The following is a 14,193-nucleotide window of genomic DNA, read 5'->3' as shown; positions in this document are numbered from 1 at the left end:
ACGCTCACGGAATTCTGAGAACCGTGCCTTAGGCGGCGGCTGAGCCAGTGCGCCTGTCTCAGCGCGACCGGTCCACCGGCGCCCGCTTCATCAGCGCCTCCACCGCCCCCCGCCCCGGCAGGGACGGGATCGCGCCGCGGCCCGCGGCCGTCAGGGCGCCCGCCGCATTGGCGAAGCGGCAGATGGCATCCAGGCGGGCAGGCTCGGGCGGCAGCTCCAGCCCTCCGGCCTCCTCCGCCAGCAGCCCGGCGATCAGTCCCGCCATGAAGGCATCGCCCGCGCCGGTGGCATCCACCGCCTCGACGGCATAGCCCGGCACCTCGCCCTGGTCCCGAGGCGTGAGCCACAGGCAGCCGGCCGCGCCGCGCGTGACCGCCATGATGCGCAGGCGCGGCGTCCAGAGACTGCGGGCCGCTGCGACCGGCTCTGAAATTCCGGTCAGGAAATCCAGCTCCTCGTCGCCGATCTTCACGATATCGGCCTCCGCCAAGCCGAGCCGCATGCCCTCCCGCGCGGCCTCCGCGTCCGACCAGAGCGCAAGGCGCAGGTTCGGGTCGTAGGTCACGAGCTTGCCTGCGCGGCGTGCCACGGCGACAGCGTGGAGCGTGGCCGCCCGCGATGGCTCGGCGATCAGGCTGATCGAGCCGAAATGCAGGGCCCGAGCCCCCGCGATGGCGGCCTCGTCGACATCCGCGGGGGTCATCAGCATGTCCGCGGCAGGGCTGCGGTAGAACAGGAACTCGCGCTCCCCGTCCGCATGCAGGGACACGAAGGCCAGGCCGGTCCGCGCCTCGGTCGTCATGCGCAGGGGCGAGACGTCGACGCCCGCCTCGGCCAGGGTGCCGCGCAGGAAATGCCCGAACCCGTCGTCGCCCACCATGCCCATGAATGCGCTGGGAACGCCGAGCCTGGCGAGGCCGACCGCCACGTTGGCCGGGGCGCCGCCCGCCGCCTTCTTGAAGGTCTCGGCCGCGCCGAGGCCCTGCCCGGTCGTGGTCGGCACGAAGTCAATGAGCAGCTCACCCAAGGCCACGACTTCGGCCATGACGGCACCTCACCCAAGGGAAGCCCGGGGCCGGGGCCCCGGGCGGGGAATCCGTCAGCGCGGCTTGGACCAGCCCTGGTACTGCGCCACGTTCTCGCGTGTGACGAGCCGCGACGGCATCAGGGTCATGGGGTTCTCCGGCTTCTTGCCGTTCATGATGCCATAGCCGATCTCGACCGCCAGCTGCGCCATGGCGTAGGGGTCCTGGCTCGCCGAGGCCTGGATCTGCGTATTGCCCTTCAGCGCCGCCTCGATGTCGGGAGCACCATCCACCGAGGTGATCACGATGCCTTGGCGGTTGAGCTGCCGCGCGGCCAGATCGGACCCGATCGCCTGCGGGTCGTTGATGGCGAAGAGGCCGGCGATCTCGGGGAAGCGCGTGAGATGACCCTGCATCACGTTGAGGCCGCCCTCGCGCGAGCCCTTGGCGTCCTGGTCGTCCGACAGGACCTTGACCTGCGGGAACTTCGCGAGCACCGCCTTGCATCCCTTGACCCGGTCGAGCACGGCTGAGACCGGCGGCCCGTTCTGGATGATCACATTGCCCTTCCCGCCGATCCTGTCGGCGAGGTACTGGCACGCGATCTCGCCGGCCTGGACGTTGTCCGTCTGCACCGTGGCATCGACCCCTTCGGCCGCCACGTCGACCGCCATGACGACGATGCCGGCCGCCTGGGCGCGCTTCACCGCCGGCGTGATGGCCTTGGGGTCGACCGCGTTGAGGAGGATCATGTCGACCCCCGCCGCGATGAAGTTGTCGATCTGGTTGAACTGCTTGTTCAGGTCGTAGTCCGCCGAGGTCGAGGTGACCTTCACGCCCGGGTTGATCTGCTGTGCCTTGGCCTGCGCTCCGTTCGCGAGCGCGACGAAGAAGGGATTGCCGAGCGAGCCCAGCGTGATGCCGATGGCCTTGAGCTCCTTGGCCCCGGCGGCGCCGGCGCTGACCATGAGGGCAACGCCCGCGAGCAGCAGCGTCTTCATCACCATGTCCGACTTTCCTCCCTGGCCTGTGGTATGGCCGTTCCGGCGACGGCCAGCCCGCCACCGGTGCCCCGTGCCGCCGCCCCGCGGGGCGGCCGGGAAAACTCAGGCCCCGATACTCAGGTCCGGGCGCTGCCCTGAAGGCGCGCCCGGTCCAGCGCCACGGCGCCGATGATGACCAGCCCCTTGATGATGAACTGCCAGATGTCCGAAACGCCCAGCAGGATCAGCCCGTTCGACAGCACCGCGATGATCAGCGCCCCGATCAGCGTGCCCCAGATCGATCCGATGCCGCCCACGAAGCTGGTCCCGCCCAGGATCACCGCCGCGATCGCGTCGAGTTCGTAAGCCTGGCCGAGCTGCAGGCCGTTGGCCGCGAAGAGGCGCGAGACCGACATCACGCCGCCGACGCCTGCGAGAAAGCCCGAGGCGCAGTAGACGAAGAGCAGGACCGACCAGACCTTGATGCCCGAGAGCCTGGCCGCCGCCGGGTTGCCGCCGACGGCGTAGATCCGCGTGCCCAGCACGGTGCGGCGCAGGATGAACCAGGCAAGCACCACCACGACCAGTGCGATCACCGCGAGCCAGGGCACCACCCCGAGCAGCGAGGCGTTGCCGATGAAGGCGAAGGGCAGGTCGGGGTTGAACAGCGTGGTATCGTTTCCCATCAGCCGGGCGATGCCGCGGACCGCGGTCAATGCGCCCAGGGTCACGATGAAGGGCGGCAGCCGCCCAAAGGCGATCAGCACGCCGTTCAGAAGGCCGAAGAACAGGCCGGTGAGCATCGCCGCCGGGATGCCCAGCATTCCCCAGCCCGGGATCAGCGACGCCATCACGCCCGCCATGGCCGAGGCCGCGAGGATCGATCCGACCGACAGGTCGATGCCGCCGGTCAGGATCACGAAGGTCATGCCCGTGGCGAGCACCGTGTTGATGGACGCCTGCTGGGCGACGATCGAGATGTTCTGCGCCGTGAAGAACCGCCCGTCGGTCATGAAGTGGAAGGCGACGCAGAGGATCACCAGCACCGGCAGCATGCCTGCCGCCTGGAGCATCGCGCGGACCCGCACCTGCCGCCCCGAAAGCCCGGCGCCATGACCGGAGCGCCCCGTGCCGGCGGTGTCGACGACCTCGTTCTCGGCCATGTCCGTCCTCCCTCAGCCGGCGTGTCGCCTCAGGCAGCCGCCCCGGCGGCATAGGTCATGATGGATTCCTGCGTGACGGGACGGCCCGACGCGCCACCGACCTCGCCGACGATGCGCCCCTCGCGCATGACAAGGACGCGGTCGCAGATACCGACGATCTCGGGCAGCTCGCTGGAGATCACGACGATTCCGATCCCGCGGGCGGCGAGATCGTCGATGATGCGGTAGATCTCGGACTTGGCGCCGATGTCGACGCCGCGCGTCGGCTCGTCCAGGATCAGCGCCTTCGGCCCGGTCTCCAGCCAGCGCGACAGCAGGACCTTCTGCTGATTGCCCCCCGACAGGCTGCCCACGGTGACGAGCGGGCTGGCTGCGCGCACCCGGAGCGCGCGGAACGCCGCCTCGGCACGCCGCCGCGCCGCCGCGGCGTCCAGGATCCCACCCCGCCGCGCATCGCGGTCGATCACGCCGATATTGATGTTCTCGGCGCAGGTCATGTCGAGGAAGAGGCCGAGCGCCTTCCGGTCCTCGGTCAGATAGGCGATGCCGGCATCGATGGCGTGGCGCGGGTGGTCGATGGAGACGGCGCGGCCCTCGACCAGCACCTCGCCGCCGGCCCTGGGGTCCGCGCCGAAGATCAGCCGGGCCAGCTCGGTGCGGCCGGATCCCACCAGTCCCGCGATCCCCAGGACCTCGCCGCGGTGGAGCTGCAGGCTGCAGGGATGCACGCGCCGGCCTCCGTCCGTCAGGTCCCGGACCTCCAGGATCACGGGGCCTCGTACGGCGCTGGGGTCGTGCTCCTTCTTGTAGAAGGTCGAGAGGTCGCGCCCGACCATCATCCTGACCAGCGCTTCCGCGTTGATCTGGCCCCGGTCGAGCGTCCCGACATACGTGCCGTCGCGCAGGACCGAGACGCGGTCCGCGAGTTCGTAGACCTCGGCCATGCGATGGCTGATGTAGATCAGCGCGATCCCGTCGGCGCGGAGCTGGCGCACCAGCGCGAACAGGCGCTCGGTCTCGCGGGAGGACAGGGCCGTCGTCGGCTCGTCCAGCACCAGGATCCTCGACCTGGCATGGACCGCCCTGGCGATCTCGACGAGCTGCTGCTCGGCGATCGACAGGGTTCCGACCACCGTCTCAGGGCCGAAGGGCGCGCCGAGCCGGTCGAGCACCGGCCGGCACTGCTCGTACATGGACCTGCGATCGATCAGGCCCCCACGGCGCAGCTCGGCGCCCAGGAAGATGTTCTCGGCGACGCTGAGATTGGGAGCCAGCGCCATTTCCTGGTAGATGATGGCGATGCCGTGCCGCTTGGCGGCGATGGGATCGGCGATCGCGACGGGCTCGCCGTCGATCAGGATCTCCGCCCCGGGATCGGGTTGATAGGCGCCCGACAGGATCTTCATGAGCGTCGACTTGCCGGCGCCGTTCTCGCCCATCAGCGCGAGCACCTCGCCGCCCCAGGCCTTCAGGCGCACGCCGTCGAGCGCTTTGACACCCGGGAATGTCTTGGAGACGCTGCGCATCTCCAGCCTGGGCACCCGTCCGCCCGTCTCCGCCGCCATCGCCCGCCCTCCTCCGCCGGCCCGACCGGCCGCCCCGGCAACGGGCCGGGAAGGACGGCAGGACCATCGGCCTGCGACCGCGGCTCCCCGACCGCCGGAGGCCCTTGCCTCCGGGCGAAATACTGGTCGCCGGCCCGCGGCTCCATCAAGCCGCCGAAGACCTCATCATCCGTTTGCTCCGCGGATAATCGAGCCGCCACCTCTTTGGTGGAGCAGGCCTGGCCCGCCGCCCGTCAGGACGCCCAGTTGGTCCGGAACTCGTTGAAGAGCGTCAGCCCGCCGCAGGCATAGAGGGTCTGGCCCGTGACATAGGAGGCCTCGTCCGAGGCGAGGAAGGCGAAAACCGCCGCCATCTCCTCGGGCGAGCCGGCGCGGCCCATCGGGATGTGGCTCTCCACCTCGGCGCGCGCCTTGGGATCGTCCTTCCAGGCCGCGTTGATGTCGGTCACGATCGCTCCTGGGGCCACCGCGTTCACCCGGATCCCGCGGTCGGCATATTCGAGCGCCAGCGTTCGCGTCAGATTGCCGAGCCCGCCCTTGCTGATCGAATAGGCGATGTAACCGGGTTTCGGGATGAGCTGATGGACGCTGGAGCAGTTCACGATAGTGCCACCGCCCGGCCGCGACAGGTAGTGCCGGATCGCCGCCTGCGAGCAGACCAAGGCGCCGGTCAGGTTCACGTCGAGGATGCGCCTGTACTCGTCGATGGAATAGGCATGGCTCGGCGCCTCGGACTGGACGCCTGCGTTGTTCACGAGGATGTCGAGCCGTCCCCAGGCACCGACGGTCTCCTCGACCATGGCCTGCGCGGCGGCCTCCTCGCCGACATTGGCCTGGACGATGCGGTGGCGCTCCACGGGTCCGCCCGCCCGGCGCGAGGCCTCGCGCACCTGCTCCAGCGTCTCCTCGGCGGCATCCCTCGATCCGTTGTAGTTGACGGCGACCGCCGCCCCCTCTTCCGCGAAGCGGATCGCGACCGCCCGGCCGATGCCCCGCGACGCTCCGGTGACGAGGGCCGCGCGCCCCTGGAGCCTCTGCATTCCAGCCATGCCCTTCTCCTTCGTTTCCATGCACCGTTGCGCCAACAGGCCGTGCCGCCCGCCGCTCCATGATATGGCCAACGGTGGCCGCGCACCCGGCAGCGATAGGGCGCGCTCGCCCTGCCCGGCAGGATATGGGCTCCACGCAATGCAGCGGCAGGTATCGGCAGTGCGGCGTCGAGAAGAAAATCGTTTTATTGCGAACTAATCTTCCTGATTCTTCGGGAGGCTCGGTATTACCGGCTTGCCAGAGGACACCGACTTGGGCCCATCCTAAAGGACGATCCGTAGCGGGAACTGGGGATAGCCCCCCTTCCATGGCCGCGGGGCGGTCCCTAACCGCGGTGCGTAGCAAATTGCCGGTTCCTGGTAGACGTTTCCTCCTTGTTTCGGGGCTGATTGCCGGGCTTCTGACCCACGCCGCGCACAGCGCAAAGGACTATCCTCTCTCCGCCGGCGCCGCCTGGGCCGAGGAGCTTGGCGTCGCGCACACCTACACCGTGCTGATCGAGCTGCAGCGCCTGTTCTCGAGCCTCCAGGATGCCGAGACCGGGCAGCGCGGGTTCCTGCTGACGCGGGATGATCGCTATCTCGAGCCCTACGCCAAGGGCGCCGGCGAGGCCCTCGGCCTGCTCGAGGCGGTGACCGTCCGCACCTCCGACAACCCCGCCCAGCAGGAACGCCTCGCAGCACTGAAGCGGTCCGTGTCCGCAAAGCTGGACGAGCTGGCCCGCACCGTCGACCTCGCGCAGAACGGCGATCTCGGCGCGGCGCTCGCAATCGTGCGGACCGACGAGGGAATGCGACTGATGGAGGACATCCGCCGTCTCTCGGACGGGCTCGTCGCCGAGGAAGAGCGGCTGCTGGCCCAGCGCCGGGCGGAGGCCGCGGCGGAGGAACGACGCGCCGAGGTCTTCCGCCTTGCCGCCATCGGGCTCGCCGCCATGCTCGCGGCCGTCCTGCTGCTGACCACCTTCATCTTCCTGCGCCAGCGCGAGCGCGACCGGCATGCCCGTGCCCTGGCCGAGAGCGAGGAGCGCCTGCGGCTCGCGCAGAGCGCGGCCGATGCCGGGTCCTGGGATTGGGCCCCCGACCGACGGGCCTTCAACTGGTCCGAGGACTGCTCCCGCCTGCACGGGGTCGATCCCAGCGCCGGCGACACCGCGCTGGAGGACTGGATGGCACGCATCCTTCCCGAGGACCGGGAGCGCACGAGGTCAAGCCTCGCGGAAGCCGCGGCCGCCGGCCAGCCCGTCGAGACCGAATACCGGGTCGCGCTGCCGGACGGCCGGATCCGATGGGTCCTGTGCCGGGGCCGCGCCGCCGGCCAATGCGACGCGCGACTGCTGGGCGTCTGCTTCGACGTGACCGAGCGGCGCGAAGCCGAGGAGCGCCAGCGGCTCCTGGCGGCGGAGCTGAATCACCGCGCCAAGAACATCCTGGCGACGGTGCAGTCCATCGCGGCGCAGAGCATGCGCGGCTCGGTCGATCCGGAGGCAGCCGGGCTGGCCTTCCGGGGCCGTATCAACGCGCTGGCGCAGACCCATGCGCTGCTGACGGAAAGCGGCTGGATGGGAGCCTCGCTGCGCCGCGTCCTCCAGGCCGAATTCGCCCCATACCCCTCTGAGGCGGTCCGCATCAGGGGGGAGGACCTGGATCTCGTCCCGAAGGCCGCGCAGTCGCTCGGGCTCGTGCTGCACGAGCTCGTGACCAATGCGGCGAAGTACGGCGCGCTGCTGGTTCCGGAAGGCGCGATCGCCGTGGAATGGTCGATCCAGCCCGAGGCGGATGGCCCGATCCTGCGCCTGAGCTGGATCGAAAGGGGTGGACAACCGGTCGCCCCGCCGACCCGCCGCGGGTTCGGGCGCCTGCTGATCGAGCGCGTGGTCGCCTATGAGTTCGGGGGCACGGCTCGGCTGGACTTCCCGCCCGAGGGCGTGCGCTGCGAGCTCCGCCTGCCGCTCGCCCGCGTGGCGGCCCCGGCCGGGGAGCGTGTCCGCCGGGCCGGCTGAGGCATGCGGGCCGAGGCAGGCGGGTCGCTCAGTCCCCCTGGCCCAAGAGGTAGTCCACGTCGGCGTCGCCCAGGGCGCCGGCCAGCCCGGCGCCCTCCACGGTCGCGGCCGTCAGGTCGCCCTTGCGGCGCTGCAGCTCCAGGATGCGCTCCTCCACCGTCTCGGCGGCGATCAGCTTGTAGACGAAGACCGGTTTGTCCTGGCCGATGCGGTAGGCGCGGTCGGTGGCCTGGGCCTCGGCCGCGGGGTTCCACCAGGGATCGTAGTGGATCACGGTGTCGGCGGCCGTCAGATTGAGGCCCCGCCCGCCGGCCTTCAGGCTGATCAGGAAGACCGGAACCTCCCCGGCCTGGAAGCGCGCCACCGGCTCGGCCCGGTCCGCGGTCTTGCCGGTCAGCTCCACGAAGGCGATACCCGCCGCCACGAGCTCGGCCCGGATCAGGTCGAGCATGGAGGTGAACTGGGAGAAGACCAGGATCCGCCGGCCCTCGGCGACCATCTCCTGGAGCATATCGACGAGCGCCTCCAGCTTGGCGCTCTCCCGCACCTCGGCGGCGGCCGCGAGCTTAACGAGGCGGGGGTCGCAGCAGGCCTGGCGCAGCTTCAGCAGCGCATCGATCACCGTGATGGCGTTGCGCGCGAGGCCGGTGGCGGCGATGGCCGCGCGCACGGATTCATGGACCGACAGGCGGATGGTCTCGTAGAGATCGCGCTGGGCCGGCTCCAGCTCGACGCGTCGCACGATCTCGGTCTTGGGCGGCAGCTCGCGGGCGACGGCGTCCTTGGTCCGGCGGAGCAGGAAGGGTCGGGTACGGCGCCAGAGCAGCGCCGCCCGCGTGGCGTCGCCGCGCTTTTCGATCGGCGTGCGGAAGCGCTTCTGGAATTCCTTCCGGTCTCCCAGCAGGCCCGGCATCAGGAAGGCGAACTGGCTCCAGAGCTCGCCCAGGTTGTTCTCGACCGGCGTTCCCGACAGGCACAGGCGATGGCGCGCCGACAGGCTGCAGACCGCGCGCGTTGCCTGGGCTTCGGGGTTCTTGATCGCCTGCGCCTCGTCGAGCACCAGCAGGTGCCAGCTCCGCCCGCGCATCAGGGCGAGGTCCCGGGCGACGACGCCGTAAGTCGTCACGACGATCCCGGCGCCCTCGACCTCGTCCCAGGCCGCCCGGCGCTCGGCCCCGTGCAGGACGACCAGGCGCAGATGGGGAACGAAGCGCGCCGCCTCGGCAGCCCAGTTCGGAACCAGGCTGGTCGGCACCACCACCAGGCAGGGATCGGTGAGCCGCCCCTCCTCGTGCTCCAGTGCGATATGGGCCAGGGTCTGCGCCGTCTTGCCCAGGCCCATGTCGTCGGCGAGGATGCCGGCGATGCCGTTGGCCCTGAGCCCCTGCAGCCAGGCCAGCCCGTCGCGCTGGTAGTCCCTGAGCTCGCCAAGGAAGCTGGCCGGCACGGCGACCGCGGGCGGCGCACCGGTCTCGCGGATACGGCGGAGATAGGCCTCGATCTGCTGCGCCTCGCCGGAGCGCCGGGCGACCAGCTCGTCGATGTCGAGCAGGGCGTCGGCCTCGCCGAGCGGAACCCGCAACCGGTCGTCGAGCCGCTTCCCCGAATCGACCATGGCCTCGACGACGCTGACCAGCCGCGAGACGCGGTCGGCCGGCAGCGAGAGCACCGTGCCGTCCTCCATCAGGAGCTGGGCTCGCCCGTCGATCACGCGCACGGCCGCCATGCCGCCGCGCGCGATCGCCTGCATCAGGATCGGCAGCAGCGGCAGCTTCCTGCCGTCCACGTCGATGCCGACATCCAGGTCGAACCAGCCGTCCCCGGCGTCGCGCACGGCGACCGAGACGGATTCGTCCCCGTCCACGACGCGCGTGCCGAAATCGGCGCCGAGTTCCACGGTCCAGCCCGCCGCCCGCAGCGACTCGACCTCGGTGGCGAGGAACGCGTCCCAGCGCTTTGCCGCGTCGGCGCCGGGAAACCGGAAGACGCGGCTGCCCCGCCCGCCGAGCAGCCCGCCGCCGGCCTCGATCCGGAGCTGGCCGAAGCCGCAGCCCAGCAGCCGCTCGACAGCCGCCTGCTCCAGCACCCGGTCGCGCCGCACGAAGACGTCGCCGCCGGCATCGGAGACGCGCGCGAACTGACGCTGGTCGTCGGCCTCGATCTCCTCCGGTCGGCCGGGCTCCCCGTAGTCGAAGGACAGGCGCAGGACGTCGATCAGGCCTTCCTCGGGGAACACCACCCGCCCCATCCGGGCGAGGACGCGCGGGGTCCGCTCGATGATCGTGGGCTCCGCCGCGCGCGCGGCGGCGGCGATCGGCGTGGCGTAGGACGGGGCTGGCGCCGGCCGCGCGAGTGCCCTGGGCGCTGCCTTGGGCGTCGCCGCCCTGGGCGCCGGGGCGGCGACCACCTGCAGGTCGACCGGGCAGATGTGGCCAGCGGCGGGATCGATCACCCAGTAGCCGATCCCTTTCACGAGCGCCCCGCCCTCGGGGATTCCCGTCGGCCGCAGCTTCCCGGCGCCGGCGTCCCGGAAGACGCGCAGGGTGCGGCGCGGCCCCTCGGAAAGCGCCTGGCCGGCATGCCAGCGCAGGCGCCCCGAGGAAAGGAGCGCCCGCAGCACCTGGTCCACCACCTCCGCCTTTGCGCGGGGCACTGCCGTGCGGATGTGCTCTCCCTGGCCGAGCAGCCGCGCGACCGTCCGGTCGGCCTCGCCGCGCGGTCCCGGCGGCACCGCCGCCGCGACCCCGGCCGGCGTGGCGGGCCGATCGCCGTCGGCGCGCTTCAGCACCGCAGTCACGAACAGCGCGGCGTCGCCGCGCCCGGGCTCCAGCGTCCAGTGCGCAGCGACCTGCGGAGGCGCAGACTGCTCGCCCGGCGTCGAGACGGGCCGCGGCGCAGCGGCCAGGGCGGCGCGCAGGGCGTCCCGGCCGGTAGGCGCCGGCGCGACCGGCGCGGACCGGACCGGGATCGCCTGAACGGGGACCGCCTGGGCGGGCCCTCCCTGGGCCGGGACCGCCTGGATGGGGTCCGGGCGATCGACCATGTCGAGCAGCGAAGTCTGGACCGCCCGCCGCCACTGCGGCGCCGTCTCCAGCGCCAGCATGGCGGCCGCGGCGGCATGGGCGCAGGCGCGGCCGCCGCAGGGGCAGCGCCGCTCGAGATAGAGCCGCCGCCCCGTCTGGACCGGGCTGACGACCACGGCGAACTCCCGCCCGTAGTCCTTCGCCACCGCCTCGATGCGGCCATCGGCGGCGACGAGCCGCACGGCGCCGGACAGAATCAGGGCCCGCCCGCGCTGCATGGCCTTCTGGTCGAAGGTCCGCGCGATGTCATCCTGGCTGAACGGCACGGTCTGCCCGGCAGCCGGAACGGTGCGGGCGGTGGCATCGGACGGCATGGGGCTTGATGCGCTTGGGGCAGCGGGAGGGAATCGCGGCAAAGGGAGGGGACCATAGGGCGTCGGACGCCGTCCGTCAGCCCCGCCGAGAACCGGGCCGAGCGGATGTCACATGAGCCGCTCACATGGGCTCGACGGCGGGCACTCGCCGGGACACCATCTGCCGCCAAGGCCGACCAGCGGAAGCGGATCCGACCCATGCAACCAGAGCCCCCGGCGGCCAGGCGCCTGCTCGTCGTCTGCCACGCCCCTTCGCCGAACACCGCCCTGCTGCGGGACGCGGTCCTGCGCGGCGCGCGCTCGCCCGAGGTCGCCGGGATCGAGGTCGTCGCGCGACCGCCGCTGGAGGCGGTGCCGGAGGACGTGCTGGCGGCCCAGGCCGTGATCCTCGGAACGCCCGAGAATCTCGGTTACATGAGCGGGGCGCTGAAGGACTTCTTCGACCGCATCTACTATCCCTGCCTGGATCGCACACAGGGCCTGCCCTATGCGCTGTTCGTGCGGGCCGGGCACGACGGCACGGGAACCCGCCGCGCCGTCGAAGGCATCGCGACCGGCCTGCGCTGGAACCCCGTTCAGGCGCCGCTGGTCCTGCGCGGTCCATTCCGCGACGAGTTCACGGAACGTTGCGAGGAGCTGGGCCTGCTGGTGGCTGCGGGGCTCGAAGCCGGGATCTTTTAGGAGGCTCAAAGAAAGCTCACGGGGCTGCGGGTGCATCCCGTGCGGTGACGGCTCCGGCATGCTGGTCGAGGAAGCGGCGGCACGCCTCGAAATCCTCGGCCGCCTCGGCCGGCAGCGGCACCCCCTTGCGCTGGGCCAGGCTGCGGGCGAAGGCCAGCATGCGCTCGGTGGGCGGCGCGGCTTTGCGGCCTCCTCCCGCTCCGCGCCCCGCACGCTTCGCCGGCGGCCGGAGCGACGCAGGCTGGGCCGCGCCCGGCCCGGACGCCCCCGCTCCCGCATCGGCCGGTGCCCTGGCGGCACGGCGGATCCGCTTCCGGAGCGCGCCCTTGGCCGGACCGCCACCGGCCCGCGCGAGCCGTCCGCGCCCGCCACGCCCTCGCGGCGGCGGAGCGCCAAGATCGATGCCGGGGGGCGTCTGGCCCTTCAGCGTGTCGATCAGGCGATCGGCCTCCTCCGCGATGGCATCGATCACGGCGCGGAAGTCGGCGCGCTCTGTGGCCACCTCGTCGAGGCGCATCTCCCAGAGTGCCGTGGTGCCGGGATCGACGAGCGCCGGCGCGGCCCCGCGCAGCGTCTCGAACAGGGTCATGCCGGCCGGCGTGGGGACCAGCCACTTGCCCTCGGCCCCGACGAGGCTCTGGCGCTTCAGACCCTTGATGATCTCGGCCCGGGTGGCGGGCGTGCCGATGCCCTTGGCCTCCTTCAGCCGGTCCCGGAGCGCCGGGTCCTCGACGAAGCGCCAGGCGTTCTGCATGGCGTCGATCAGGGTGCCCTCGTTGTAGCGCGGCGGCGCCTGGGTGCGCTTGGCCTCGACGCGGGCATCGCGCAGGCAAGCGGGCTCGCCGTCGCGCAACTCCGGAAGCTCCTGCGCCCCTTCGGCCTCGGCCTCCTTTTCCGCGGGCGCCTGCTGCTCGGCCGCGGTGTAGACGGCCTTCCAGCCCAGGCGCAGGGGGATGCGCCCGGTCGCACGGAACTCGGCCTCGGGCCCGCCCGGAACCGGAACGGTCATGGTCGCGGTGGTCTGACGGTACTCGTAGTCCGGCATCACCGCCGCGAGATAGGAGCGGCAGATCAGGGCGAAGAGCCGCTTCTCGTCCTCGGAGAGCCGCGCGAGCCGGGCCTCCAGGTCGTCCATCACGTTTCGGTTGGGCACCACCGCATGGTGCGACACGCCCTTCAGGGCGCCGTCGCAGAAATGGCCGGACTTGCCGCGCCGGATCACGGGCTTCGACAGGTCGAGCCCCGAGAAGCCGCGCAGCCGTCCCAGCGCGCCGGCGATCACGGGGACGTCGGCGATCTGGCTTTCCGGAAGGTGGCGCGCCTCCGCCCGCGGATAGGTGATCAGCTTCTTCCCCTCGCCGTCGTAGAGCTCCTGCGCGACAGCCAGGGTGCGTTCCGCGGTCCAGCCCCAGCGCTGGCCGCAGGTCTTCTGCAGGGCCGGCAGGTCGAAGAGCCGGGGCGGCGCCTGGCGCCGGTCCTCGACCGCGACGCCGAGCGGCCCCTGGTGACCCTCGGCCGCGCGGGCGATCGCCTCGGCCCGCGCGCGCTCCTTGATCCGCGACTTCGGCGGCGGCGCGTGCCGCATCTGGAAGCGCCCGGCGGCCACCTCGGCCGTGGCCGCGACCTCGAAATAGTCCTCGGGCCTGAAATCGCGGATCTCGATCTCGCGCAGGCACAGGATCGCCAGCGTGGGCGTCTTGACGCGGCCGATGCCGATGACGCCGCGGGCGCCCGGCGCCAGAAGGCTCTTGGTCGCCGTGCGGGTCAGCGACAGGTTGAAGATCTGGTCGGCCTGCTGGCGTGCCACCGCGGCCTCGTAGAGGGCACGCATCTCGCCGTTGGGCTTCAGGCGGGCGAAGGCCTGGCGCAGGGTCTCGGGATCCTGGGCGGTGAAGAGCGCGCGCAGCACGCGCCCCCTGTATCCGACATGCTCCAGGATCTCCTGGCCGATAAGCTGCCCCTCGCGGTCGCAGTCGGTGGCGAGAATCACCTGATCGCAGCCCTTCAGCGCCTCGGCGATGGCCTTCAGCTTGGCGGCCTTACCGCCGCCGCGATCCGGGCGCGTGGGATAGAGGCCCTGCGGTTTCAGAAGCGTCGCCGACCAGCGCTTCCAGGCAGGGTCCACCTCCTCGGGCTCGGCAAGGCGCAGCAGGTGGCCTTCGGCCGGTAGGATACGGCCGAACCGGCTGCCCAGCGCCGCGCGCAGGTCGCGCGCCTGGCTGCTCTTCTCGGTGATGATCAGGGTGCCCATGGCCACGCTTCCGCCCGTTCCAGCAAACCCGGGTCAAGGTCCCCAGAATATGGCGCGGATGCGAACGCATCAAGAA

Annotated in this window: 9 protein-coding genes; 2 read left to right on the top strand and 7 right to left on the bottom strand. The window is 71.6% G+C overall.

From position 1 onward, the window contains the following. Nucleotides 1-58: 58 nt before the first annotated feature. From JUB13_RS29095 to JUB13_RS29075, 5 genes are all read right to left on the bottom strand, one after another. A complete protein-coding gene (locus tag JUB13_RS29095) occupies nt 59-1,045 on the bottom strand; it encodes a PfkB family carbohydrate kinase (RefSeq protein WP_207485682.1) in 987 nt (328 codons plus the stop codon). Nucleotides 1,046-1,099: 54 nt separating this feature from the next. Continuing rightward, a complete protein-coding gene (locus JUB13_RS29090; protein ID WP_207485680.1) occupies nt 1,100-2,032 on the bottom strand; it encodes an ABC transporter substrate-binding protein in 933 nt (310 codons plus the stop codon). Nucleotides 2,033-2,145: 113 nt separating this feature from the next. Beyond that, nucleotides 2,146-3,171 carry an ABC transporter permease subunit gene (locus JUB13_RS29085; protein WP_207485678.1) on the bottom strand — a complete coding sequence of 342 codons (1,026 nt, stop codon included), beginning with the start codon at nt 3,169-3,171 and terminating at the stop codon, nt 2,146-2,148. A gap of 29 nt (nt 3,172-3,200) precedes the next feature. Continuing rightward, complete coding sequence (locus JUB13_RS29080) at nt 3,201-4,736, bottom strand: sugar ABC transporter ATP-binding protein (protein WP_236025311.1); 1,536 nt, start codon at nt 4,734-4,736, stop codon at nt 3,201-3,203. Between the two features lie 233 nt (nt 4,737-4,969). Continuing rightward, nucleotides 4,970-5,785 (bottom strand): glucose 1-dehydrogenase, encoded by an 816-nt coding sequence (locus JUB13_RS29075; RefSeq protein ID WP_207485676.1) that lies wholly within the window; start codon nt 5,783-5,785, stop codon nt 4,970-4,972. 347 nt (nt 5,786-6,132) lie between these two features. Between JUB13_RS29075 and JUB13_RS29070 the strand changes: the two genes are divergently transcribed. Further along, nucleotides 6,133-7,788, top strand: coding sequence for a CHASE3 domain-containing protein (locus JUB13_RS29070; RefSeq protein ID WP_207485674.1), 1,656 nt, complete (start codon nt 6,133-6,135; stop codon nt 7,786-7,788). 28 nt (nt 7,789-7,816) lie between these two features. Here JUB13_RS29070 and JUB13_RS29065 read toward each other — a convergent pair whose 3' ends face one another. After that, on the bottom strand, nt 7,817-11,185 hold the full coding sequence (locus JUB13_RS29065) for a DEAD/DEAH box helicase (RefSeq protein WP_207485672.1): 3,369 nt from the start codon (nt 11,183-11,185) through the stop codon (nt 7,817-7,819). A gap of 198 nt (nt 11,186-11,383) precedes the next feature. On the opposite strand from JUB13_RS29065, the gene JUB13_RS29060 reads away from it, so the two are divergent. Next, a complete protein-coding gene (locus JUB13_RS29060) occupies nt 11,384-11,866 on the top strand; it encodes a flavodoxin family protein (protein ID WP_236025310.1) in 483 nt (160 codons plus the stop codon). 16 nt (nt 11,867-11,882) lie between these two features. Here the strand turns inward: JUB13_RS29060 and JUB13_RS29055 are convergent, their stop codons facing one another. Then, nucleotides 11,883-14,117 (bottom strand): DNA topoisomerase, encoded by a 2,235-nt coding sequence (locus tag JUB13_RS29055; RefSeq protein ID WP_207485670.1) that lies wholly within the window; start codon nt 14,115-14,117, stop codon nt 11,883-11,885. Nucleotides 14,118-14,193 lie beyond the last annotated feature (76 nt).

It is taken from the genome of Arenibaculum pallidiluteum, assembly GCF_017355985.1.
Taxonomy (GTDB): domain Bacteria; phylum Pseudomonadota; class Alphaproteobacteria; order Azospirillales; family Azospirillaceae; genus Arenibaculum; species Arenibaculum pallidiluteum.
The sequence above is the reverse complement of the archived record's forward strand: the minus strand, read 5'-3'. Positions and strand labels throughout refer to the sequence as shown.